This window comes from Leifsonia shinshuensis (assembly GCF_013410375.1).
Taxonomy (GTDB): domain Bacteria; phylum Actinomycetota; class Actinomycetes; order Actinomycetales; family Microbacteriaceae; genus Leifsonia; species Leifsonia shinshuensis.
In genome coordinates, this window is sequence record NZ_JACCFL010000001.1 from 1827456 (window position 1) to 1846356 (window position 18901).

General features: G+C 71.8%; 18 protein-coding genes and 1 pseudogene. 7 read left to right on the forward strand and 12 right to left on the reverse strand.

Going from position 1 to position 18901, the window contains the following annotated elements; all coding sequences use genetic code 11:
• Positions 1-27 precede the first annotated feature (27 nt).
• Positions 28-831, reverse strand: a complete 804-nt coding sequence (trhA, locus tag HNR13_RS08935; protein WP_179605427.1) for a PAQR family membrane homeostasis protein TrhA — start codon at positions 829-831, stop codon at positions 28-30.
• Positions 832-902: 71 nt separating this feature from the next.
• Between trhA and HNR13_RS08940 the strand changes: the two genes are divergently transcribed.
• The 4 genes from HNR13_RS08940 (at position 903) to HNR13_RS08955 (ending at position 5158) form a co-directional block, all read left to right on the forward strand.
• Positions 903-1697 (forward strand): isoprenyl transferase, encoded by a 795-nt coding sequence (locus HNR13_RS08940; RefSeq protein WP_179605428.1) that lies wholly within the window; start codon positions 903-905, stop codon positions 1695-1697.
• Between the two features lie 114 nt (positions 1698-1811).
• Positions 1812-2930 (forward strand): aminotransferase class V-fold PLP-dependent enzyme, encoded by a 1119-nt coding sequence (locus tag HNR13_RS08945; RefSeq protein ID WP_179605429.1) that lies wholly within the window; start codon positions 1812-1814, stop codon positions 2928-2930.
• A 209-nt stretch (positions 2931-3139) separates the two neighbouring features.
• Positions 3140-4489: an RNA 5'-3' helicase PhoH2 gene (gene phoH2 / locus HNR13_RS08950; RefSeq protein WP_343063513.1), complete on the forward strand. Its 1350-nt coding sequence runs from the start codon at positions 3140-3142 to the stop codon at positions 4487-4489.
• 108 nt (positions 4490-4597) lie between these two features.
• Positions 4598-5158 (forward strand): prepilin peptidase, encoded by a 561-nt coding sequence (locus HNR13_RS08955; protein ID WP_179605430.1) that lies wholly within the window; start codon positions 4598-4600, stop codon positions 5156-5158.
• A 78-nt stretch (positions 5159-5236) separates the two neighbouring features.
• On the opposite strand, the gene HNR13_RS08960 is transcribed toward HNR13_RS08955, so the two are convergent.
• Genes HNR13_RS08960 through xseA form a run of 5 tightly spaced genes read right to left on the reverse strand, consistent with a single transcriptional unit; the run spans position 5237 to position 9527 of the window.
• Positions 5237-6643: an aspartate ammonia-lyase gene (locus HNR13_RS08960; protein WP_179605431.1), complete on the reverse strand. Its 1407-nt coding sequence runs from the start codon at positions 6641-6643 to the stop codon at positions 5237-5239.
• 31 nt (positions 6644-6674) lie between these two features.
• Positions 6675-7343 carry a carbonic anhydrase gene (locus HNR13_RS08965; RefSeq protein WP_179605432.1) on the reverse strand — a complete coding sequence of 223 codons (669 nt, stop codon included), beginning with the start codon at positions 7341-7343 and terminating at the stop codon, positions 6675-6677.
• Positions 7344-8012 (reverse strand): DUF4245 domain-containing protein, encoded by a 669-nt coding sequence (locus HNR13_RS08970; protein ID WP_179605433.1) that lies wholly within the window; start codon positions 8010-8012, stop codon positions 7344-7346.
• Positions 8009-8254, reverse strand: coding sequence for an exodeoxyribonuclease VII small subunit (locus HNR13_RS08975; protein ID WP_179605434.1), 246 nt, complete (start codon positions 8252-8254; stop codon positions 8009-8011). Before HNR13_RS08975 ends, HNR13_RS08970 begins: the two co-directional genes overlap by 4 nt.
• A 19-nt stretch (positions 8255-8273) precedes the next feature.
• Positions 8274-9527: an exodeoxyribonuclease VII large subunit gene (gene xseA, locus HNR13_RS08980; RefSeq protein WP_179609283.1), complete on the reverse strand. Its 1254-nt coding sequence runs from the start codon at positions 9525-9527 to the stop codon at positions 8274-8276.
• A 130-nt stretch (positions 9528-9657) separates the two neighbouring features.
• On the opposite strand from xseA, the gene HNR13_RS08985 reads away from it, so the two are divergent.
• Positions 9658-10707, forward strand: coding sequence for a 4-hydroxy-3-methylbut-2-enyl diphosphate reductase (locus tag HNR13_RS08985; protein ID WP_179609285.1), 1050 nt, complete (start codon positions 9658-9660; stop codon positions 10705-10707).
• 4 nt (positions 10708-10711) lie between these two features.
• On the opposite strand, the gene HNR13_RS08990 is transcribed toward HNR13_RS08985, so the two are convergent.
• Together HNR13_RS08990 and HNR13_RS21560 are read right to left on the reverse strand one after the other, a co-directional pair.
• Positions 10712-11545: a PP2C family protein-serine/threonine phosphatase gene (locus tag HNR13_RS08990; RefSeq protein WP_343063662.1), complete on the reverse strand. Its 834-nt coding sequence runs from the start codon at positions 11543-11545 to the stop codon at positions 10712-10714.
• A pseudogene (locus HNR13_RS21560) lies at positions 11537-11899 on the reverse strand (winged helix-turn-helix transcriptional regulator); the annotation flags it as partial. The pseudogene HNR13_RS21560 and the gene HNR13_RS08990, both read right to left, overlap by 9 nt.
• A gap of 94 nt (positions 11900-11993) precedes the next feature.
• On the opposite strand from HNR13_RS21560, the gene HNR13_RS09000 reads away from it, so the two are divergent.
• Positions 11994-12872, forward strand: coding sequence for an SDR family oxidoreductase (locus HNR13_RS09000; RefSeq protein ID WP_179605435.1), 879 nt, complete (start codon positions 11994-11996; stop codon positions 12870-12872).
• 4 nt (positions 12873-12876) lie between these two features.
• On the opposite strand, the gene HNR13_RS09005 is transcribed toward HNR13_RS09000, so the two are convergent.
• Both HNR13_RS09005 and fbaA read right to left on the reverse strand, forming a co-directional pair.
• A complete protein-coding gene (locus HNR13_RS09005) occupies positions 12877-13566 on the reverse strand; it encodes a DUF6264 family protein (RefSeq protein WP_179605436.1) in 690 nt (229 codons plus the stop codon).
• A 22-nt stretch (positions 13567-13588) separates the two neighbouring features.
• The gene (gene fbaA, locus HNR13_RS09010; protein ID WP_179605437.1) at positions 13589-14617 is read right to left on the reverse strand and encodes a class II fructose-bisphosphate aldolase; all 1029 of its coding nucleotides are present in this window, start codon (positions 14615-14617) and stop codon (positions 13589-13591) included.
• Between the two features lie 180 nt (positions 14618-14797).
• Here fbaA and glpX point away from each other — a divergent pair, with 180 nt between their 5' ends.
• The gene (glpX, locus tag HNR13_RS09015; protein ID WP_179605438.1) at positions 14798-15799 is read left to right on the forward strand and encodes a class II fructose-bisphosphatase; all 1002 of its coding nucleotides are present in this window, start codon (positions 14798-14800) and stop codon (positions 15797-15799) included.
• Positions 15800-15885: 86 nt separating this feature from the next.
• Here the strand turns inward: glpX and HNR13_RS09020 are convergent, their stop codons facing one another.
• Positions 15886-17319 (reverse strand): DNA recombination protein RmuC, encoded by a 1434-nt coding sequence (locus HNR13_RS09020; protein ID WP_179605439.1) that lies wholly within the window; start codon positions 17317-17319, stop codon positions 15886-15888.
• A 103-nt stretch (positions 17320-17422) separates the two neighbouring features.
• Positions 17423-18883: a sugar porter family MFS transporter gene (locus HNR13_RS09025; protein WP_179605440.1), complete on the reverse strand. Its 1461-nt coding sequence runs from the start codon at positions 18881-18883 to the stop codon at positions 17423-17425.
• Between the last annotated feature and the right edge of the window lie 18 nt (positions 18884-18901).

Consider the following 18901-nt stretch of genomic DNA (forward strand, 5'->3'; position numbering starts at 1 on the left):
GGGTGTCAGCCGTTATGGTCCCCGGCGTCAGCCGTTGTACGCGGGGTGCAGCGCGATCAGCAGCGTGGCCGTCCAGTGGCAGAGGAACGCCAGCACCGTCAGGGTGTGGAAGATCTCGTGGAAGCCGAACACCCCGGGGACCGGGTTCGGCTTCTTGATGCCGTAGATGACCGCGCCGATCGTGTAGAGCACGCCGCCGACGCAGACCAGGACCATCATGGCCACGTTGGCGTTCACCAGGTCGACGATGTACATCATCGCCGCCCAGCCGAGCAGCAGGTAGATCGGCACGTACAGCCACCGCGGCGCCGTGATCCAGAACACCCGGAAACCGATGCCGAGCAGCGCGCCGCCCCACACGATGCAGAGCAGCAGGATGCCCTTCTGCGGCGGGAGGGCGAGCACGGCGAGCGGCGTGTAGGTGCCGGCGATCAGCAGGAAGATGTTGGCGTGGTCGATGCGCTTGAGCACGACCTTGGTGCGCGGCCGCCAGTTGAAGCGGTGGTAGAGCGCGGAGTTGCCGAAGAGCAGCATCGAGGTGAGCATGAAGACCGCGGACGCCCACTTGGCGGGCGCGCCGTGCGCCAGGCAGATGAGCACGATGCCGGCGGCGATCGTCACCGGGAACGTGCCGGCGTGGATCCAGCCGCGCCAGGTCGGCTTGAGCTCGGCCGGATGGGCGGGCGACGCGTCCAGCAGCGGGATGTTCGGCAGCAGCGGGCCGCGCGAGTCGTCCGTCTTGACCGCGGCGTCGGAGGGCGGGAGATCGGCGATCGGCTCGGCGAGCAGCTCGGCGACGTCCTCGGGCTCGGGGGCGTTTCGCGGCGTCATGGAGCAAGAGTAGGGGAGACGGGTGGCCGGATGCTGGGAACCCGGCCGTTCGGGCGCGCTAACGTAGCTGCGTGAGCAGACGGAGTTCGGACACGGCCAACGGGCTGCTCTACGGCCTCTACCAGAAGCGGCTGCGGCGCGACCTCGCCGGCGTCGGCCCCGGGTCGCTGCCGCGCCACGTCGCGATGATCATCGACGGCAACCGGCGGTGGGCCAGGCAGGCCGGCATGACGACGGTCGCGCACGGCCACCGGGCGGGCGCGGCCAAGATGCGCGAGTTCCTGGAGTGGTGCGACGACCTCGGCATCGAGGTGGTGACGCTCTACCTGCTGTCGTCGGACAACCTGACCAACCGGCCGAGCTCCGAGCTCTCCGACCTGATCGAGATCATCGCCGAGCTGGCGGACGACCTCTCCCGCTACCGGGACTGGCGGGTCAAGCACGTCGGCTCGACCGCCGGCCTCCCGGAGCGGCTGGTCGGCTCCCTGGCGGATGCCGAGAAGCGCACGGCCGACAAGAAGGGCATGCACATCAACCTCGCGGTCGGCTACGGCGGCCGCAAGGAGATCACCGACGCGATGCGCAGCATCGTCGCGGCGCACTCGGCGGAGGGCGGCAGCCTGGAGACGCTCGCCGACCTCCTCACCCCCGACCTGATCGGCGCCCACCTCTACACCGGCGGCCAGCCCGACCCGGACCTCGTCATCCGCACCTCGGGGGAGCAGCGGCTGAGCGACTTCATGCTGTGGCAGAGCGCGCACAGCGAGTTCTACTTCGTGGAGGCTCTCGGCCCGGACCTGCGCGAGGTCGACTTCCTGCGCGCGATGCGCGACTACTCCCGCCGCCAGCGCCGCTACGGCTCCTGACCTTCGCGGCTGCCGAGCCGCCGAGTACGCGCGAAATCCGCTGAAAACGCCCGAGTACGCAGAGAATTCGCGTACTCGGCCGCTGCGACGGCAGGATGGTCCCCGGAGGTCACGATGACGACGATCGAGGAGTTCGCCGCGGGGTTCGGCGAGGAGCCGGGGTACCTGGACTACGGGCGCGTCGGGCCGCTGTCGGCGACGGTGCGCGCGGAGGCGCTCGGACAGTACGAGGCGCTCGCCAAGGCGCGCTTCGGGACCGTCGACCGGATGCACGCCGAGAACGGCCGCGTGCGCGACGCGATCTCCGCGCTGACCGGCTTCCCGGCCGAGCAGATCGCCTTCCAGCCGAACGCTTCCACCGGCCTCATGCACGCCGCGTTCGGGCTCACCGGCGGCGACGTGCTGCTCTCGCGCGCCGAGTTCCCGAGCGTCACCTACGCCGCCGTCCGCGCCGCGCAGGCCATGCGCGTCGTGACGCCGGTGTGGCTGGAGACCGACCACGGCCGGGTCACCCCGGCGCAGCTCAAGGAGCAGCTCACCGACTCCACGACCGCGGTGATGGTAAGCCTGGTCGACTCGCGGACCGGGTACCTCGCCGACATCGACGGCATCCGCCAGGTGATCGGCGACCGGCTCCTGATCGTGGACGCCATCCAGGGCTTCGGCGTGACCGACGCGCCGTACGAGGTGGCGGACGTCGTCGTCTCCGGCGGCCAGAAGTGGACGAGGGCGGGCTGGGGCACGGGCTTCATCGCGCTCAGCGAGCGCGCGATCGAGCACCTGACTCCGGTCTTCAGCGGCTGGGTCGGCACCGGCGCGGGCGAGAGCTGGGACGAGGTGCTCGACCCGGCGAAGGGGGCGTCCGCCTTCACCGTGTCGAACGCGGACCCGGTGGGCGAGGCGCGCTTCGCCGCCGCGCTGGAGGAGATCGCCGCGGTCGGCGTCCCGGAGATCGCCACGGCGATCTCGGACGTCGCCGAGCGCGTCATCGACCTCGCCGACGAGTTCGCGGTGCCCGTCACCTCCTCCCGCAACGCCGCCGAGCGCGCCGGGATCGTCGTGCTGGAGCCGCTGCCTGAGCAGCTCACCGTGCTCGCGGCCTCCCTCTTCAACCACGGGGTGTCCGCCCGGGTGCGCACGACCAGCGTGCGCCTGAGCGTGCACGCCGGGACGACGGAGGAGACGCTGGACATGCTGCGCGCCGCCTTCACCTCGTACGCCTCGGCGGCCTGATCCCGCGCCTCCCATAACTGGGGGTGAAGTTCACCTGAACGAAACACGACACGCGGCCCTCCGTGCCCCGGGTGTCGGCCGTCCGGCGTACGTTCGACTCATCGGGCACGGCGCCCGATCGAGACGGCCACATAAGTTCGTTTCGAGACCAACTGGCCGGCTCGCCAATGATCCGCCGGCTCCTGCGGAAGCGGAGCGGCGGGGTGGGAGTGGTCGTGGCTGAATCAGGAACCCGGCAGTTCGAGTCGGCATCCAGCACCATCCGGCAGAGCGAGCGCACGTATGTGCTCGACACCTCGGTGCTGCTGTCCGACCCCAAGGCGATCTTCCGGTTCGCCGAACACGCTGTCGTCATCCCTGTCGTCGTCGTGAGCGAGCTGGAGGGGAAGCGCAACGATCCCGAGATCGGGTACTTCGCGCGGCAGGCGCTGCGCAATCTGGACGACCTGCGCGTCCAGCACGAACGGCTCGACTTCCCGATCCCGGTCGGGGACGGCGGCTCGCTCCGCGTGGAGCTGAACCACTCCAACATGTCGGTGCTGCCGAGCGGCATGCAGCTCGGCGACAACGACTCCCGCATCCTCGCCGTGGCGATGAACCTCGCGAACGACGGGCTGGCGGTCACGGTCGTCTCCAAGGACCTCCCGATGCGCGTCAAGGCGTCGTCGATCGGCCTCGCGGCGGAGGAGTACCGGCACGAGCAGGTGGTCGACAGCGGCTGGACGGGCCTCGCGGAGATCTCCCTCGGCAGCGACCAGATGAGCTCGCTCTACGAGGAGGAGTGGATGCGCACGCCGCTCGTCGACGGCCTCCCCGTCAACACGGGCCTGATCATGCACTCCGACCGCGGCTCGGCGCTCGGACGCGTCGTCGCCGACGGCGAGGTGAAGCTGGTGCGCGGCGACCGCGACGTGTTCGGGCTGCACGGCCGCTCGGCGGAGCAGCGGCTGGCGATCGACCTCCTGCTCGACCCGGAGATCGGCATCCTGTCGCTCGGCGGCCGCGCCGGCACCGGCAAGTCGGCGCTCGCGCTCTGCGCGGGTCTGGAGGCCGTGCTGGAGCGCCAGCAGCACAAGAAGATCATGGTGTTCCGCCCGCTCTACGCGGTCGGCGGCCAGGAGCTGGGCTACCTGCCGGGCGACCAGGGCGAGAAGATGAACCCCTGGGGCCAGGCGGTGTTCGACACCCTCGGCGCGCTGGTGTCGCAGAACGTGCTGGACGAGGTGCAGGACCGCGGCATCCTCGAGGTGCTGCCGCTCACGCACATCCGCGGCCGCTCGCTGCACGACGCGTTCGTGATCGTGGACGAGGCCCAGTCGCTGGAGCGGAACGTGCTGCTCACGGTGCTCAGCCGTGTCGGGCAGAACTCGCGGGTGGTGCTGACCCACGATGTGGCGCAGCGCGACAACCTCCGCGTGGGCCGGCATGACGGCGTGGCCTCGGTGATCGAGACGCTCAAGGGGCACCCGCTGTTCGCGCACGTCACGCTGACGCGCTCGGAGCGGTCGGCGATCGCCGCGCTCGTGACGGAGATGCTGGAGGGCAACGAGCTCGCCTGAGGGTGAGCCCGCAGGCGAAAGAACCGGGCCCGCTGGGGAGAATTTCGGGATTCTCGTATTCTCTGTGGAATTCTGATTCCGCCAGAACCTCGCGCCTAGCGTGAGGGCATGGGGGGAACAACGATCCGGATCGTCGTCGCGGCCGGTCTGGCCGTCGCGCTGCTGGGGGCACGCGGCGCCGGGCCGGCCGCGATCGGAGCGTTGTACGTCGCCGCGGTGACGGCGGCGCTGGTGGAGCACGACCTGCGCGAGCTGCGACTGCCGGACGCGCTCGTGCTGCCGGGGGCGTGGTTCGCGGTGCTGGGGGCCGTGTGGGGCTCGCTGCGCGGCGACTCCGGGTGGACGGGCGCGGCGGCCGCCGTGCTGTGCGGACTGGGAGCGCTGGTCGGGTTCGCTGTGCTCGCCTCGGGCGGCGGGCTCGGGATGGGCGACGTCAAGCTGGCGGCGGTGCTCGCTGCGGCGCTGGCCGCGGTGGTGGCGGACCGGGGGCCGCCGCTGAGCGACATCGTGGTCGTCGTCGGGAGCTGGGTGATCGTGACGTTCGTGGGCGGCGCTGTGCTGGCGTCGGCGGCGTTCCGCAGTCGCGCGCCGGGGCGGCCGTTGCGCGCGGAGCTGCCGTTCGGCCCGGTCCTCCTGGGGACCTTCTGGGGGTTCGTGCTGCTGGGGTGACCGCCTCGGAGACGGCGAGGCGCCCCTCCCGGCGGTGCGGGAGGGGCGCCTCGATCGAACGTCGGGGAGCGGGACGGCTCAGCCCGGGTGGGTCATGCTCAGCACGTCGAGCGCCGAGTCCAGCTGCTCCTCGGTGATCTCGCCGCGCTCCACGAAGCCGAGGTCGATCACGGCCTCCCGCACGGTCATGCCCTGGGCGACGGCGTGCTTGGCGACCTTGGCGGCGGCCTCGTAGCCGATCACGCGGTTGAGCGGGGTCACGATCGACGGGCTCGACTCCGCGAACGCGCGGGCGCGGTCGAGGTTGGCCTCCAGGCCCGCGATGGTCTTGTCCGCGAGCACCCGGCTGGCCTGGGTGAGCAGGCGGATCGACTCCAGCAGCGCGGTGCCCATGACCGGGATGGCGACGTTCAGCTCGAACAGGCCGGAGGCGCCGCTCCACGCGATGGTGGCGTCGTTGCCGATGACCCGGGCGGCGACCATCAGGACGGCCTCCGGGATCACCGGGTTGACCTTGCCCGGCATGATCGAGGAGCCCGGCTGCAGGTCGGGGATGTGCAGCTCGCCGAGGCCGGTGTTGGGGCCGGAGCCCATCCAGCGCAGGTCGTTGCAGATCTTGGTCAGGCTGACGGCGATCGTGCGGAGCGCGCCGGAGGCCTCCACCAGGCCGTCGCGGTTGGCCTGAGCCTCGAAGTGGTTGCGCGCCTCGGTGATCGGCAGCTCGGTCTCGGCGGTCAGCAGCTCGATCACGAGCTGCGGGAAGCCGAGCGGGGTGTTGATGCCGGTGCCGACGGCGGTGCCGCCGAGCGGGACCTCCGCGACGCGGGTCAGCGCGGCCTGGACGCGCTCGATGCCGTAGCGGATCTGCGCGGCGTAGCCGCCGAACTCCTGGCCGAGCGTGACCGGGGTGGCGTCCATGAGGTGCGTGCGGCCCGACTTGACCGCGGTCGCCCAGAGCTCGGCCTTCTCCTCGAGCGCGACCGCGAGGTGGTCGAGCGCCGGGATGAGGTCGTCGATGAGCGCGCCGGTGACGGCGATGTGCACCGAGGTCGGGAAGACGTCGTTGGACGACTGCGAGGCGTTGACGTGGTCGTTCGGGTGCACCGGACGGCCGAGGCGGCGCGAGGCGAGCGTCGCGAGCACCTCGTTCATGTTCATGTTCGAGGAGGTGCCGGAGCCGGTCTGGTAGACGTCGATCGGGAAGTCCCCGTTGTGCGCGCCGCTGACGACCTCGTCCGCGGCGGCGGCGATCGCCTCGGCGACGTCCGCGTCCAGCACGCCGAGGCGCGCGTTCGCGAGCGCCGCCGACTTCTTGATGCGGGCGAGCGCGGCGATCTGAGCCGGCTCGAGAACCGATCCCGAGATCGGGAAGTTCTCGACGGCGCGCTGCGTCTGCGCGCCGTAGAGGGCGGCTGCGGGGACCCGCACCTCGCCCATCGTGTCGTGCTCGATGCGGTACTCGGTGCCCGCCTGCGTGTCCACCACGGTGTGTTCTTCCTTTCTGGGCCCGGCCGCGTCAGCGTCCGGGTGTTGGGTCGGCGGCCGGTTCGGCCAGACCGACGACGGCGTCGGGGACGACCCGACCTTCCTGGAGCACGTAGTTCGCTCCGACGATGGCGAGGAGATTGGCGGCGACGGCGTCGCTGATGATCTCCGATCGCGCGAGAATCTCCGCGACGGTGTCGCGCAGGTGCAGGCGGCCGACCTCGGCGGCGTCGACCTCGGCGGGCACGACGGCCTGACCGGGCGCGGTGCCGGCGACCTGGTGCACCGCGGGCACGATCGGCGCGATCAGCTGCGCGATGTGCGGCGGCAGCGGGTCGGCTCCGTCGGCCTGGGAGTCGATGGCGGACGCGACCGCGCCGCAGGCGTCGTGGCCGAGCACCAGGATGAGCGGCACGTTCAGCACGGCGACGGCGTACTCCAGCGAGGCGATCGCGGAGTCGGAGGCGACCTGCCCGGCGTTGCGGACCACGAAGGCGTCGCCGAGGCCGAGGTCGAAGATGATCTCGGCCGCGAGCCGCGAGTCCGCGCAGCCGAAGATCGCGGCGACCGGGTGCTGGCCCTGCGCGACGGACTCCCGGCGCTCGACGTCCTGACGGGGGTGCTGGGGCGTTCCGGTGACGAAGCGCTCGTTGCCTGCCAGCAGTTCTCTCCAGACGCGGCCGGGACGGGTCGTGGGCATCTACTTTCCTCCTGGGGTGGGTGAGCCGAGGGAGTGGAGCTGGTCGGCGAGGGACGAGGCGACGGTGGTGAACTCGGCGTCCTCGGCGGTGCCGAAGACGACCACGGTGCTCTTCCCGGCGCTTGTCACGAGGGCGTACTTCACGTTGCCGGCGTCGGAGGAGGCGCGGTTGTCGTAAACGTCCCACTTCACGCCGTCGATCTCGCGGGTGCCGGCGATCCTGGTGCGGTTCACCTGGTCGGAGACCCAGCTGTCGTTGGCGTTGAAGCCCTGCGTCACGCCGATGTACTGGCCCTTGGGCGTGAGCAGCCCGATGTACCAGGCGTCGACGCCGTCGGCGGTCTTGGTGCGCAGCTCGGCGCTGTTCGACTTCCAGCCGGAGGGCAGCCGCGGCACCAGGAGCCGGTCCGGCTCGCTGCCCTGCGCCTGCTGGGCGACGGCGGCGTAGTCGACCGCGGGCGCCGTGGAGGTCGGGTTTCCGCGCGGCACGATCAGCACGATGACCGCCACCAGCGCGACCGTCGCGATCAGCGAGTACACGAGGTTGTTCACCGTCTGCCGGTTGCGGTGGTTGGCGGAGTTCTGCGCCTTGCGCGCGGCGGTCTCCTCCGGCGTCTCCGGGCGGCCGAGCTCGGCGACGACAGCAGGAGGCTTGATCTTGGCGCTCATTCGGTTTCTGACACGCTCCGTGCGCCTGCCGTCGCTCCGGCGCGGGCGGCGTCGAGCCGCGCCTTCGCGCCGATCAGCCACTCCTCGCAGTAGCGGGCGAGCGCCTCGCCGCGCTCCCACAGCGCGATGGACTCCTCCAGCGTGGTGGAGCCCTGCTCGAGCTCGGTGACGACGCGGACGAGCTCGTCCCGCGCCTCCTCGTAGCTGAGCGCACTGATCTCCGGGGTGGGCATGGTGTCCATTCTATTTGCCTCGCTGGTCTTATTCGTCCCGGGAGGGCGCCGGATCGGGGTCGGCGGGCGAGGGGAGCGGATCGCCCGCCGTGGCGGCGAACGCGCCTCCCGCCACGGTCACCCGCACGGCCGATCCCGCGGGCGCCTCCGCCGGCGACGTCACCACATGCCCCGCCTCGTTCTGCACGATCGCGTAGCCCCGGTCGAGCGTCGCCTGCGGCGAGAGCGCGCGCAGCTGGCCGCGCAGCTCGGCGACGCGCGTGCTCTCGCGGTCGGCCCTGCGCTCCACCAGCTCCACGCCGCGGGCCACGTAGCGCATGAGCTCCTGTGCCCGGGAGTCGACGATCCAGGTCGAGGACGCCAGCACCGGGCGGGTGCGGAGGTGCCCGATCCGGTCGATCTCGTGCGTGATCATGTGCGTCAGCCGGGTGCCGATCCGGGTGCGGGCCTGCTGCACGCGCGCCAGCTCCTCCGCGACGTCCGGGACGACGCGCTTGGCGGCGTCGGTCGGCGTGGAGGCGCGCAGGTCCGCGACGTCGTCCAGCAGCGGGCGGTCGGCCTCGTGGCCGATGGCGCTCACGATGGGGGTCGCGGCCTCCGCGGCGGCGCGCACGACGCGCTCGTCGCTGAAGCCGAGCAGGTTCTGGAAGTCGCCGCCGCCGCGCGCCACGATGATGACCTCCACCTCGGGGTCGGCGTCGAGGGTGCGGATGGCCGAGACGACCTCCGGGACCGTCCGGTCGCCTTGCACCGCCGCGTGGACGACGCGGAACCGCACCTGCGGCCAGCGCAGCTGCGCGTTGCGCAGCACGTCCTTCTCCGCGTCGGAGTCCTTGCCGGTGACGAGTCCGATGGTGTGCGGGAGGAACGGCAGCCGCTTCTTGCGCTCGGCCGCGAACAGGCCCTCGGCCGCGAGCTGGGCGCGCAGCCGCTCCAGCCGCTCCAGGAGGTCGCCGAGGCCGACGTGCCGCATGTCGCTCACCTGCATGGTGAGGCTGCCGCCCTTGACCCAGTAGTTGGGCTTCACCGCGGCGATCACCCGGTCGCCCTGTTTGAGGTCGGCGGGGATGCGCGCCTTCACCGACGACCAGATGCTGAAGCTGATCGTGGCGTCCTCGCGGAGGTCCTTCAGCTTGCCGTAGACGTTGCCGCCGGACACGCCCCACTGCGTGATCTCGCCCTCGACCCAGGCGGTGCCGAGCCGGTCGATCCAGCCGCGGATGCGGTCGGCGAGCAGCGCGACCGGCCACGGGGCGTCGAGGGTCGGCGGTCCCGGGTTCATGGTCGGCGTGCCCGTCGCCGCTGGACTGCTCGACGTACCGCCAGCGACCTGTGCCACCCGGCCTCCCATCCGTTGATCAGCGCCCACCGCGTACGATCGAGGGGTGAGCGATGCGACCATCAGCCTCCCCATGCCCCGGATCCCCGTCAGACGGGAGGCCGGCGAGCGCGGGCGGCTTCAGGATATCCCGGTCCAGGGACACAAGCGCGTGCTGCTGGCGGCCCCGCGCGGCTACTGCGCCGGCGTCGACCGCGCAGTCGTTGCGGTCGAGAAGGCGCTGGAGCACTACGGCGCTCCGGTCTACGTGCGCAAGCAGATCGTGCACAACGTGCACGTGGTGTCCGAGCTGGAGCAGCAGGGCGCGATCTTCGTTGACGAGGTCGACGAGGTGCCGACGGGCGCGCACGTCGTGTTCTCGGCCCACGGCGTCTCGCCCGCGGTCGTGAACGCGGCGGCGGACCGCGGCCTGCTCGCCATCGACGCCACCTGCCCGCTGGTCACCAAGGTGCACCGCGAGGCCGTCCGCTTCGCCCGCGACGACTTCGAGATCCTGCTGATTGGCCACGAGGGCCACGAGGAGGTCGAGGGCACCGCCGGCGAGGCTCCCGAGCACGTGACGCTGGTGAACGGCCCGGACGACGTGGACCGCATCGAGGTCAAGGACCCCGACAAGGTGGTCTGGCTGTCGCAGACCACGCTGTCCGTGGACGAGACGATGGAGACGGTCCGCCGGCTCCGCGAGCGCTTCCCGAACCTCCAGGACCCGCCGAGCGACGACATCTGCTACGCGACGCAGAACCGCCAGGTCGCGATCAAGAAGGTGGCGGAGGACGCCGACCTGGTGATCGTGGTCGGCTCGGCCAACTCCTCCAACTCGGTGCGCCTGGTGGAGGTCGCGCTGGAGTACGGCGCCAAGGCCGCCTACCGCGTGGACTACGCCAGCGAGATCCGGCAGGAGTGGCTGGCCGGCGTCGCGACTGTCGGCGTGACCAGCGGCGCCTCCGTGCCCGAGGTGCTGGTGCAGGAGGTGCTCGCCGAGCTCTCCGGCGCCGGCTACGGCGAGGTGCAGGAGGTCAAGACGGCGGAGGAAGACCTGATGTTCTCGCTGCCGAAGGAGCTGCGCAAGGACATCAGCGGCAAGCAGGACGCCCGCGCGCTCGGCGGCCGGTCGGGGAGCTGAGGCTCTAGAGCGTTCGCGCCGACGCCGGGTCGGACGCCGCCGAGCCGCCGAACGTCGGGCGGTAGACCGGCGCCTCTGCGAGCTCCACCACGTCGGCGACGACCACCGAGATGTTGTCGCGCGCCTGGTGCAGCAGCGCCAGCGCGACCAGCGCGTCCGCGGCCTCCTGTGGCGTCGCCGCTGCGGCCAGGGTCTCGGTCACGTCGAGGATCGGCACGTAGTCCGTCAGGCCGTCGCTGGTCAGCAGCCAGCGGTCGCCGCGGCGCGCCGGCTCTGACGCCACATGCAGGGCCGCCGCGTCCTCCGCGTCGCCGCCGAGCACGTGGGTGACCACCGACCGCAGGGGATGCGAGGCGACGTCGCCCTCGCCGATCGCGCCGGTGGCGAGCAGCTCGCGCACGAGCGAGTCGTCCTCGGTGATCTGCGCGAGGACGCCGTCCCGCAACCGGTAGGCGCGGGAGTCGCCGGTGTGCGCCACGGCGATGCGCTCGCCGTCGGAGAAGACGCCCACCAGTGTGGTCGCCATGCCGGACAGCGCCGGGTCCATCCGGACGCGGAGGGCGAGGTCGGAGTTCGCGATCGCGACCAGCTCCCGCAGCCGCTCCTCGCCGGGGACGCGGCCCTCCGTCGCGTCCAGCATCGACGCGAGGCGGATCGCGACCGTCGCGGAGGCGATCTCGCCGGCGGCGTGGCCGCCCACGCCGTCCGCGACGAATGCCGACCAGGCGGACGCGTAGAGGGAGTCCTCGTTGCCCTCGCGGTAGTCGCCGCTGACCGAGCCGTGACCGGTGTCGAAGCCGAGCGGGGCGGCCGGCGCGGGCGGGGCGCCCGAGAGGATGTCGTCGGCGTTGTCGGCGATCCAGCCCATCAGGGGGAGCAGGTGCTCGGTGACCTGGCGGCCGCGGGTGGTGAGGCTGTAGTCGACGCGCGGCGGCACGGTGGGCTGCGCGGTGCGCAGGACGAAGCCGTCCTTCTCCAGGGTGCGGAGCGTCTGCGCGAGCATCTTCTCGCTGATGCCCTGCACGGTGCGGCGGAGTTCGCCCCAGCGCAGGTCGCTGCGGGCGAGCGCGACCAGCACCAGCACGCCCCAGGTGCTGGTGACGTGGTTGAGCACGATGCGCGACGGGCACTCGGAGGGGAGCACGCCGTCAGTGAAGCCGAGGGCCTCGAACGACTCGAATCTGGTGTCCACGTCAGTAACTTACCGAAAAGTGGGTACCTCCGGCAGGGAAGTTTCGTGAGGGGAGAGGGGTTGGGAACGACGACCGACCGAAAGGAACACCCCCATGACCATCGTCGTCACCGGAGCCACCGGACACCTCGGACGTCTCACCGTGGACGCCCTCCTCGATCGCGGAGTGCCCGCGTCCGACATCCGCGCCCTCGGGCGCAGCGCCGAGCGGCTCGCACCGCTGGCCGAGCGCGGCGTGCAGACCGCCGTGATCGACTTCGAGAAGCCCGAGACTCTGGACACGGCGTTTGCGGGAGCCGACGCCCTCCTGCTGGTCTCCGGCTCGGAGGTCGGGCAGCGCATCCCGCAGCACCGCAACGCCATCGACGCGGCCGTGCGTGCCGGCGTCGGCCGCCTCGTCTACACGAGCGCGCCGCACGCCGACGACACCGACCTGATCCTCGCCCCGGAGCACGCCGAGACCGAGCGGCTGCTCGCGAACTCCGGCCTCCCGGTGACCGTGCTGCGCAACAACTGGTACACCGAGAACTACGTCGGGCAGGTCGACGCCGCCGCCGCCACCGGTGAGCTCGTCGGCAGTGCGGCGGACGGACGGGTCGCCAGCGCCTCCCGCAAGGACTACGCGGAGGCCGCGGCGGTCGTGCTCACGACCGACGGCCACGACGGCGCGGTCTACGAGCTCGCCGGTGATGTCGCGTGGACGTTCGACGACCTCGCGGCCGCCGTCGGCGAGCTGCTCGGGACTCCGGTCGTCTACCGTTCGGTGACCCCGGAGGAGCACGGCTCCGCCCTGCGCGAGGCCGGGCTCGACGAGGGCACGGCCGGATTCGTGGTCGCCCTCGACGGCAACATCCGCGACGGAGCCCTCGCCGACGCGCCCGGGACGCTCGCCGAGCTCATCGGCCGCCCGACGACGCCGCTCGCCGCCGGGCTCGCCGAGGCGCGCGCCGCCGCGGAGTCGCCCGCGGCCTGACCGCTCAGGCGGAGGTCGACGCACCCGGTGTCGGCGCCGGGCTCCCGGGGAGGGGTGAGCTCGGCGCCGGGGTGGTCGGCACGGGCGTCGCGGGGGAGATCCCGCTGTAGTAGTCGAGCAGGACCGGGTCGGTCGAGAAGATCAGCCCGAGGATCACGAACAGCGTCGCGAACGCGACGACGCCCGCGATCAGCGGGACGTAGAACGCGAGCCGCTTCTGCACGAGCAGCCACACCGAGAGCCCGAGTGCGATCGCCCAGATGCCGGCCATCGCGATCGTGCCCGCGGTGATCAGCGGGGCGACCGACGGGTCCTGGACGTACTTGCCCAGGTTCTGCGAGGTGTGCATGAGCTGCATCACCGTGGGCAGCGACTGGAGCGTGCCGATCGAGTACGACATCCCGAAGAAGCCGATGACGAGCATCGCGATCGTGGCGGTGATGTTCCAGCGCGGCGCGTCGGCGCGCAACTGCGGGCCGGGCGCGGACGATCGCTGGCCGTCGCGTCCCGGGTAGACCGGCTGCGGCGGGGGAGGCGGAGGGTGCTCGACCTCCGACGCCGCCGGGCTGTGGTGCGTGGTGTCGAGCCGGTCCGCGTCCTGCGGGGGCTTCCACACCCAGCCGGGAGGGGCGAGCTCGCCGTATCTCGGGCGCGGTCGTTCGTCCGGCGCCTTCTCCGGGTCGTGCTCGCTCATCCCCCCAGCCTACGTGCGCGGCCTACTTGCCGGAGTGACCGGCGCTGCCGAGCTGCTGCGTGGCCTCCACGACGCGGGCGGCCATCGCCGTCTCGGCGATCTTGCCCCACGCGCGCGGGTCGTAGAGCTTCTTGTTGCCCACCTCGCCGTCGACCTTGAGCACGCCGTCGTAGTTCTGGAACATGTAGCCGGCGATCGAGCGGGTGAACGCGTACTGGGTGTCGGTGTCGATGTTCATCTTCACGACGCCGTTGCGGACCGCCTCCGCGATCTCCTCGTCGGTCGAGCCGGAGCCGCCGTGGAAGACCAGGTCGAGCGGCTTCGGGCCGTGGCCGTACTTGGCGGCGAGGCCGTCCTGGATCTCCTTGAGGAGCTCCGGGCGCAGCTTGACGTTGCCCGGCTTGTAGACGCCGTGCACGTTGCCGAAGGTGAGCGCGGCCATGTAGCGGCCGTTCTCGCCGAGACCCAGCGCGTCGACCGCCTTCTCGGCGTCGGCGAGGGTCGTGTACAGCGCCTCGTTGGAGCCCTCGTGGCGGACGCCGTCCTCTTCGCCGCCGACGACGCCGATCTCGACCTCGAGGATGGCGTTGATGGCCTTGGTGCGCTTGAGCATGTCCTGCGCGATCGCGAGGTTCTCGTCGAGCGGGATGGCCGAGCCGTCCCACATGTGTGACTGGAAGATCGGGCTGCGGCCGGCGCGCACCTCCTCCTCGGAGGCGGCGATGAGCGGCAGCACGAAGTCGTCGAGCGCGTTCTTGGGGCAGTGGTCGGTGTGCAGCGCGACGGTGATGGGGTAGTTCTTCGCGACCTCGGTGGCGAACCGCGCGAACGCCAGGGCGCCGGTGGCGCGGGCCTTGACCGTCTGGCCGGCGAAGTAGTCGGCTCCGCCGGTGGTCACCTGGATGATGCCGTCGCTGCCCGCCTCGGTGAGACCCTGGAGGACCGCGTTGATCGTCTGCGACGACGACACGTTGAACGCGGGATACGCGAAGCCGCCCGCCTTCGCCTTGTCGAGCATCTCTGCGTACTGGTCCGGCGTGGCGATGGGCATTGCGGCTCCTTGGGAATCGGGGTGTCGAACGGGACTCATCATACCGAGGCGGGCGTCGGGCCCTGCCGCCTGCGGCGGCGCCGAACGTTCACCGACGCGCGGGCGCGCGGCGACCTCCCCTCGATACACTGGCTTCGCCGTCGTCCGGCGGCTCGATCGATTCGTCCGGGAGGACCCATCATGACCAGCACCGACACCGCGTCCCTCTTCCTCCACCCCGACCGGAACCTGGCCATGGAGCTCGTCCGGGCGACCGAGGCCGCCGCCATCCGGGCGACGCCCTGGATCGGCCGGGGCGACAAGAACGCGGCGGACGGCGCGGCCGTGGACGCGATGCGCAAGTTCCTCGGCACGGTCAACTTCGACGGGCTGATCGTGATCGGCGAGGGTGAGAAGGACAACGCCCCGATGCTGTTCAACGGCGAGCACGTCGGCAACGGCCGGGGACCCGCCTGCGACATCGCAGTGGACCCGATCGACGGCACGTCGCTCACCGCGGCCGGCCGCCAGAACGCGCTGTCGGTGATCGCGGTGTCCGACCGCGGCACGATGCTGGACGCCTCCAGCGTGTTCTACATGGACAAGATCGTCACCGGGCCGGAGGGCCGCGGCGTCGTGGACCTGTCGCAGCCGATCGGCGACAACATCCGCGAGCTGGCGAAGGCCAAGGGCAAGCCGGTCGGCGAGATCCGCGTGGCCGTGCTCGACCGGCCGCGCCACGAGGGCCTGATCGAGGAGATCCGCGCGGCGGGCGCCGGAACGCGCCTCATGCTCGACGGCGACGTCGCCGGCGGCATCAACGCGGCCCGCTACGAGTCGCGGATCGACCTGTGCGTCGGCATCGGCGGCAGCCCGGAGGGGATCACGACCGCGTGCGCGATCAAGGCGATCGGCGGCTTCATGCAGGGCAAGCTGGCGCCGAAGGACGACGCCGAGCGCGCAGGCGGGATCGCCGCGGGCCTGGACATGGACCGCATCTACGGCGCCGACGACCTGGTGAAGGGCGACAACACGTTCTTCGTCGCGACCGGCGTCACCGACGGCGGCCTCGTGGAGGGCGTCCGTCGCAAGGGCCCGATCATCCGCACCGAGTCGATCGTGCTGCGCTCCAAGTCCGGCACCATCCGCCGCGTGGTCGCCGACCACCTCGCCGAGAAATGGCTGTCGGCCGACGAGCTGTAGGCCGCGTCACGCGATTCGTGCCGAATGTCGCGTTAGCGCGCCGCATTCGCGACATTCGTGACGAATCGTGAGGGGCGGGCTCCGCGTCAGGCGGCGCCGGAGTCCTCGTCGCGCTCGGCGGCGCGGGCCTGCTCCTCGATCGCGAGCTTGTCGATGCCGTGCATGTCGCGCGCCTCACCGGCGTCCGGCGCCTCCACCCGCAGGCGGGCGCCGGCCTGCGCGTCCAGCTCCTCCACCAGCTCGAACGCCGTGAGCTCGCGCGGCGCCTCTTCGATGCCCTCCAGCACGCCGATGACCTTGGACTCGTCGAGGGCGCCCAGCTTGCGCGCGGCCGGGAAGACCTGGCGCTCGAAGGAGCCGACGAAGCCGTTGTAGTCCTTGACGGTGCGCTCGATGGAGCGGCCGAGCTTCTCTATGTGGCCCGCGGTGGTGCCGAGCCGGCTGTAGAGGGTGCGGCTGAGGTCGAAGAGCTGCTTGGCCTCCTGCGTCAGCACGTCCTGCTGCCAGCTGAACGCGACGGTCTTGAGCACCGACCACAGCGTCACCGGGGAGGCGAGCGCCACGCGCTTGCCGAAGGCGAACTCCATGATCGACGGATCGGCCTCCATCGCCGACGACACCAGCGACTCGCTCGGGATGAACGCGATGACCAGCTCGGGGGAGGACTCCAGCCCGGTCCAGTACGCCTTGCTGCCGAGCGTCGTGATGTGGTCGCGCACCGCCTTCACGTGCTGCTTGAGCAGCGCCTCGCGCTGCGCGCCCTCCGGGCCGGTCGCGGTCGCGGGGATCTGGCTGGCCTCCAGGTAGGCGTTGAACGGCACCTTGGCGTCGAGCGCGATGCTCTTGCCGCCGGGGAGCCGGATGATCATGTCGGGTCGCCCGGCGCCGGACTCGGAGTGGATGCTCGACTGCACGTCGAAGTCGACCCGCTCGATCAGGCCGGCGGCCTCGACGACGCTGCGCAGCTGCGTCTCGCCCCAGACGCCGCGCGTGCTGTTGGACCGCAGGGCCGACGCCAGCGACTCGGCGGTGCTCCGCAGCCGCTCCTCCGACTCGGCGGCGGACCGGAGCTGCTGGGCGAGCTGGCCGTGCTGCTGGTGGCGCTGGGTCTCCATCTCGATCACCTTGCGCTGCATGTCGCTCAGGCTCTCGCGCACCGGGGCCAGCGCCTGCAGGACCTTGCTCTCGGCGCGCTCGCGCTCGCTCTGCGCGAGGGCCTCGGCGCGGTGGCGCTGCTCGGTCTCGCGCAACTGCTCCTGGACGCCGCGCAGCTGCTCCTGCAGGGAGTCCACGCGGGTGTCGGCGGCGGCGAGCTCGGCGCGGAGCCCGGCCTGGACGGCCGCCTCGGCCGCGCGCACCTCGAGCAGCTCGTTCTCGTGGCGGGCGGCGACGACCGCGGGGTCCTCCGCCGGGGCGGCCGCCTCGCGGCCCTTCAGCAGCCGCGCGACGGCGAATCCCGCTCCCGCGGCGCCGACGACGAGACCGAGCAGGAGGCCGAGGAGGAGAGCGGGAGTGTCCATGCGCTCAGTGTCGCAGGGGCCGCCGACAACGGCCGCGAACGGCGACGGGCGGGGCGGGAAATAGTTCCCGCCCCGCCCGCTCCGCCGACGTCGCCGCGGCGTGTCAGCGGCTGTACCGCTCGCGCAGCTCCGCCTCCAGCGTCTCCAGGCTTCGCCCACGGGTCTCCGGCAGGCAGCGCGCCACGAAGACCACGGCGCCGACGCCGACCACAGCGAACAGGAAGAACGTGGGCGAGATCCCGAGCCCGTCGACCAGCTGGGGGAACAGGAACCCGACCAGGAAGTTCGTCAGCCACAGGATGAGCGCGGCGAGCCCGAACGCGGCGCCGCGGATCCGGGCCGGGAAGATCTCGGCCAGCATCAGCCAGGTCACCGGCGAGACCGCGCCCTGCTGGAAGGCGAGGAAGGTCACCGTCAGCGTGAGCACCACGAACGGCAGCGCGGGGGAGCCCGCGAGCAGGGCGGAGGCGCCGCCGACCAGGAGCAGCGAGGTCGTCGTCCCGATCAGTCCGGTGATCAGCAGCGGCCGCTGGCCCATCCGGCCGAGCAGCGCGATGCCGACGAAGGTGGCGAGCACCGAGATGACGCCGTTGGCGATCTGTCCGATGAGCGCGCCCTGCTGGTCGAAGCCGGACTTCTGCAGGATCTGAACGCCGTAGTACATGATCGAGTTCACGCCGGTGAGCTGCTGCACCATCGCGATCCCGAGCCCGATGACGAAGACCCGGCGGATCCACGGGACCGCGAGCTCGCGCAGCAGCGGGGTGCGCACGGCGCGCTCGTCGTGCCGGCGGATCTCCTCCGCCTCGCGCTCGGCCTGGTCCTCGGCGCGGATGCGGCGCAGCACGGCGACCCCCTCCGCGAAGCGGCCGTGCAGGATGAGCCAGCGCGGGCTCTCCGGGACGACGAGCATGCCGAAGAACAGCACCACAGCGGGCAGCGAGGCGACGACGAGCATCCACCGCCAGACGGCGGCGTGCTCGGGCACCAAGGCGGCGAGCACGGCGTTCACGGCGAAGGCCGCCAGCTGGCCGGACACGATCATGAGCTCGTTCTGGGTCACGATCCGGCCGCGGCGGGCGGCGGGGGAGAGCTCCGCCAGGTACATCGGGACGGTCACGGAGGCGCCGCCGACCGCGAGGCCGAGGACGAAGCGGGCGGCGATCATGACGGCGATCGTCGGCGCGAACGCGCACCCGATCGCCGCGACGAAGAACACCACGGCCAGTGCGCCAATGAGGCCGCGGCGACCGCGCCGGTCGGCGATCCGGCCGCCGAGGAACGAGCCGAGCGCCGCGCCGATGAGGAGCGAGGACACCACGGTGCCCTCCTCCAGCGGGGTGAGCGGCCGCTGGTCGAACTGCATGAACGGAAGGGCGCCGCTGATGACGCCGGTGTCGTAGCCGAACAGGAGGCCGCCGAACGTGGCGAGGACGGCCACCCGGCGGAGGAACCGGCGGCTGCGGGGGTCGTCGGGACCGGGCGGCGCACCGGCCGGGGACGCCGGGGCGGGTCGGGGCTCCGCCGCGCCGGCGGACGTCTCCGGATGAGGGGATGCGGTCATGATCGCTCCTTCGCGTCT

Excerpts from the sequence above, each read along its gene's own strand:
- HNR13_RS08985 (WP_179609285.1), top strand. The coding sequence starts at position 9,658 with ATGCCCCGGATCCCCGTCAGACGGGAGGCCGGCGAGCGCGGGCGGCTT.
- fbaA (WP_179605437.1), bottom strand. The coding sequence starts at position 14,617 with ATGCCCATCGCCACGCCGGACCAGTACGCAGAGATGCTCGACAAGGCG.
- HNR13_RS08965 (WP_179605432.1), bottom strand. The coding sequence starts at position 7,343 with ATGCCCACGACCCGTCCCGGCCGCGTCTGGAGAGAACTGCTGGCAGGC.
- xseA (WP_179609283.1), bottom strand. The coding sequence starts at position 9,527 with ATGAACCCGGGACCGCCGACCCTCGACGCCCCGTGGCCGGTCGCGCTG.
- HNR13_RS08975 (WP_179605434.1), bottom strand. The coding sequence starts at position 8,254 with ATGGACACCATGCCCACCCCGGAGATCAGTGCGCTCAGCTACGAGGAG.
- HNR13_RS08970 (WP_179605433.1), bottom strand. The coding sequence starts at position 8,012 with ATGAGCGCCAAGATCAAGCCTCCTGCTGTCGTCGCCGAGCTCGGCCGC.
- glpX (WP_179605438.1), top strand. The coding sequence starts at position 14,798 with ATGACCAGCACCGACACCGCGTCCCTCTTCCTCCACCCCGACCGGAAC.
- HNR13_RS09020 (WP_179605439.1), bottom strand. The coding sequence starts at position 17,319 with ATGGACACTCCCGCTCTCCTCCTCGGCCTCCTGCTCGGTCTCGTCGTC.
- HNR13_RS09005 (WP_179605436.1), bottom strand. The coding sequence starts at position 13,566 with ATGAGCGAGCACGACCCGGAGAAGGCGCCGGACGAACGACCGCGCCCG.
- HNR13_RS09000 (WP_179605435.1), top strand. The coding sequence starts at position 11,994 with ATGACCATCGTCGTCACCGGAGCCACCGGACACCTCGGACGTCTCACC.
- HNR13_RS08955 (WP_179605430.1), top strand. The coding sequence starts at position 4,598 with ATGGGGGGAACAACGATCCGGATCGTCGTCGCGGCCGGTCTGGCCGTC.
- HNR13_RS08945 (WP_179605429.1), top strand. The coding sequence starts at position 1,812 with ATGACGACGATCGAGGAGTTCGCCGCGGGGTTCGGCGAGGAGCCGGGG.
- trhA (WP_179605427.1), bottom strand. The coding sequence starts at position 831 with ATGACGCCGCGAAACGCCCCCGAGCCCGAGGACGTCGCCGAGCTGCTC.
- HNR13_RS09025 (WP_179605440.1), bottom strand. The coding sequence starts at position 18,883 with ATGACCGCATCCCCTCATCCGGAGACGTCCGCCGGCGCGGCGGAGCCC.